We start from the raw sequence: 3,673 nt of genomic DNA on the forward strand, positions 1-3,673 counted from the left end.
GGCCGAAACCACCTACGCTTCCGCTGTCGCATCGCCGGACGTCGATACGCTCGTAGGCGTGGCCACAGCGCAGATCTACCCGAGCTTGCTTGCCGCCGACTTCGGGCGGATCACGCAAGCGGCGCTGGCGGTCGAGGGACACGCCGACTGGCTGCACGTCGACATCATGGACTACCACTTCGTCCCCAACCTCGCCCTTGCGCCGGACACGGTGACCGCGTTGCGCACGGTCACCTCGACGCCCCTCGACTGCCATCTGATGATCGAGGATCCGGACCGCTGGGCCGCCGGCTACGCCGAGCGGGGCGCGGCCAACGTCACGATCCACGCCGAGGCCGTCACCGACCTGCCCCGGACCACCGCTGCCATCCGGGCGGCCGGCGCCCGTACCGGTCTGGGGGTGAAGCCGGCCACTCCCGTCGAGCGTTACCTCGATGACCTGCACCGGTTCGACCTGCTCCTGCTGATGACCATCGAGCCGGGGTTCGGTGGGCAGCGGTTCATGGACGAGGTCCTGCCGAAGATCTCAGCGGCACGGCGGCTGTTGGACGACCGCGGCCTCGATCTGTGGCTGCAGATCGACGGTGGGGTCAACGCCGACACCATCGAGCGGGCCGCCGATGCCGGGGTCGACGTCTTCGTCGCCGGCACCGCTGTCTACGGTGCGGCTGACCCGGCGGCGGCGGTCGAGTCGCTGCGTGCGCAGGCGCTGCGCGCCTCGCCGCGGCTGGTCGCACCTGGCGTGCCGACGCCCTGACCGCCCTGACCGCCCTGACCGCCCTGACCGCCCTGACCGCCCTGTCGATGGTCGGTGACCCTGAGCAGGTTGGCATTTCTGCGGGCAGTGGTGGCACCGCGCTCATCCAGCGGCGCAGGCCGGGCTTTCTCGTGCCCATGCGGCTTTCATGTGCAAGACTCAGACAGGTAGTTGCAGTAGCACGCGCGCTCCGGGGTCGGTGAAACTCCGAGCCGGCGGTGACAGTCCGCGACCCGTCCGCAGCCAGCGGCCGGTGGACCCGGTGAAATTCCGGGACCGACGGTGAAAGTCCGGATGGGAGGACGCGCGCGGGCGTGTGCCGTCCGGCGGTCTTCACCGTCGCGCACGGTCCGTCCGGCGCCCATGTGCCGGTGGCGTCCCGCGTGCTCACCCCTGTCTCGGACGTGGTGCCGAGACAAGGGGGCACGTCAGTAATGTTCACCGGAATCGTCGAGGAACTCGGTGTCGTCGCGGCGGTCGAGCCGCTTCCCGCCTCGGCTCGACTCGTCGTCAGCGCCTCCACCGTCCTTGCCGACGTCAGCGAGGGCGCGTCCATTGCCGTCAACGGGGTCTGCCTGACCGTCACCAGTTGGTCTTCCCGTGATGGTGGGCGGGCGTTCGTCGCCGACGTCATGCAGGAGACCCTGGACCGTTCGGCTCTCGCCGGTCTGTCCGTCGGGGACCCCGTCAACCTGGAACGCGCCGTGCGCCTGGCCGACCGCCTCGGCGGCCATCTCGTGCAGGGGCATGTCGACGGCGTCGGCGTGGTGGTCGATCGACGGCGGGAGACCCATTGGGAGGTCGTGCGTATCAGCCTGCCGCCGGGCCTGGACCGCTACCTCGTCGAGAAGGGGTCCATCACCGTGGATGGCGTCAGCCTGACGGTGGTGGACGTGACCGCGGCGACGGTGTCACCGTCAGGATCATCCCCGGCCTCGTTCACCGTGAGCCTGATTCCGACGACGCTGCGGATGACCACCCTTGGCCGTCGCGCGGTGGGGGACCGGGTCAACCTCGAGGTCGACGTCCTGGCGAAGTACGTCGAGAAACTCATCGCCGCCGGTGACACGACCGGCGCGGGTCGCCTCGTGAGCCCCACCGCCACCCTCACCCCCACGATTTCGAGCGGGAACGGACAACCGTCATGACCGGACCCCAGACAGCCGGCGACACCCGCCTGGCCTCCATTGACGACGCGGTAGCCCAGATCGCGGCCGGCCGGCCTGTCATCGTCGTCGACGACGCCGACCGCGAGAACGAAGGCGACCTGATCTTTGCGGCTGAGCTGGCCACGCCGGAGCTGTTGGCGTTCACGATCCGCCACACATCCGGTGTGATCTGCGTGCCGATGGCCGGCGCCGACCTCGATCGGCTGACTCTCGATCAGATGGTCCCCCACAACACCGACCGGATGGGCACGGCGTTCACCGTCTCCGTCGACGCCCGTGACGGGGTGACGACCGGCATTTCAGCCGCTGACCGGGCACACACGATCGGACTGCTGGCCGATCCTGGGACCACCGCCGCCGACATCACCAGGCCCGGCCACGTCTTTCCGTTGCGGGCGAAGGCCGGTGGGGTGCTGCGCCGCCCCGGCCACACCGAGGCGGCGGTGGATCTGGCCCGGCTGGCGGGGCTGCGTCCGGCCGGGGTTATCTGTGAGATCGTCAACGACGACGGGACCATGGCCCGGTTGCCGGAACTGATGCGGTTCGCCGCCGAACACGGGCTGTTGACGATCTCGATCGCGGATCTGGTGGCATACCGGCGCCGCAGCGAACGGCATGTCGAGCGGGTCGCCGAGGCGACCATCCCGACCCGGCACGGGGAGTTCCGGGCCCTGTGCTATCGCAGCATCATCGACGGCACCGAGCACCTGGCCCTGGTCAGGGGCGACATCTCCGACGGCCGCGATGTGCTGGTGCGGGTGCACAGCGAGTGCCTCACCGGTGACGTCTTCGGCTCACGGCGCTGCGACTGCGGGACCCAGCTCGACGCCGCGCTGCGCGCGATATCCCTTGAGGACAGGGGGGTGGTGCTCTATATGCGGGGCCACGAAGGCCGTGGTATCGGCCTGGGCCAGAAGCTTCGTGCCTACGAGCTGCAGGATGCCGGGCACGACACCGTGGACGCCAACCTCGCTCTCGGCCTACCCGCCGACGCCCGTGACTACGGCACGGGCGCCCAGATCCTGGTCGACCTCGGTGTCCGGGCGATGCGCCTGCTGTCCAACAATCCGACCAAAAGGGCCGGGCTTGAGGGCTACGGTCTGGAGATCGTCGAGCGGGTGGGACTCCCGGTGACCTTCACTCCCGAGAACCTGGGCTACCTCACGACCAAGAGGGACCGGATGGGGCACGATCTGCCGGGTCTGCCGGGTCTGCCGACGGCGGTGGGTGCCCGTGCCGATGTGCCGCGTCATCGTGTCCCGGCGAACGGACCCGTGGACACCGACCTGCTGGAGGGCCAAAGGGCGCGCGACGATCGTCAGATCGCGCGCCCGGAGGCCGCAGTCCTGGCAGCACTGATGGCGGACGCGTGTCAGGGGGAGTCGGCGTGAGCGGCACGGGCTCGCTGGCTGGGTCCATCCCCGACGGCGCCGGTCTGCGGCTGGCCGTGGTGGCGGCCCGGTGGCACAGCGAGATCACCGATGCCCTGTTGGACGGGGCATTGCGGGCCGCCAAGGACGCCGGCGTCGCCTCGCCGGCGGTGGTCCGGGTGCCCGGTGCGGTGGAACTCCCCGTCGTCGCCGCGGCGCTCGCCGCCGACCATGACGCGGTGGTGGCGTTGGGAGTGGTGATCCGCGGCGGCACCCCGCACTTCGATTACGTCTGCCAGTCGGTGACCGCCGGGCTCACCCGGGTGGCTCTCGATACCGGTGTGCCGGTCGGGTTTGGCGTCCTGACCTGTGACACG

The 3,673-nt window shown here is 70.1% G+C and carries 4 protein-coding genes and 1 riboswitch; all 4 genes read left to right on the plus strand.

Annotated elements, in window-relative coordinates; genetic code table 11:
* The first annotated feature begins 58 nt into the window (after positions 1-58).
* Positions 59-757 carry a ribulose-phosphate 3-epimerase gene (rpe, locus tag U9983_RS26530; protein WP_322747566.1) on the plus strand — a complete coding sequence of 233 codons (699 nt, stop codon included), beginning with the start codon at positions 59-61 and terminating at the stop codon, positions 755-757.
* Positions 758-938: 181 nt separating this feature from the next.
* Positions 939-1,067: riboswitch (FMN riboswitch) on the plus strand.
* A gap of 124 nt (positions 1,068-1,191) precedes the next feature.
* On the plus strand, positions 1,192-1,905 hold the full coding sequence (locus tag U9983_RS26535; protein ID WP_322756630.1) for a riboflavin synthase: 714 nt from the start codon (positions 1,192-1,194) through the stop codon (positions 1,903-1,905).
* The gene (locus tag U9983_RS26540; RefSeq protein ID WP_322756627.1) at positions 1,902-3,317 is read left to right on the plus strand and encodes a bifunctional 3,4-dihydroxy-2-butanone-4-phosphate synthase/GTP cyclohydrolase II; all 1,416 of its coding nucleotides are present in this window, start codon (positions 1,902-1,904) and stop codon (positions 3,315-3,317) included. The genes U9983_RS26535 and U9983_RS26540 overlap by 4 nt, the downstream gene beginning before the upstream one ends.
* On the plus strand, positions 3,314-3,673 hold a 360-nt coding region (gene ribH / locus U9983_RS26545), incomplete at its 3' end, for a 6,7-dimethyl-8-ribityllumazine synthase (protein ID WP_322756628.1). The genes U9983_RS26540 and ribH, both read left to right, overlap by 4 nt.

It is taken from the genome of Protofrankia sp. Cas3 (assembly GCF_963555955.1).
Classification (GTDB): Bacteria; Actinomycetota; Actinomycetes; order Frankiales; family Frankiaceae; genus Protofrankia.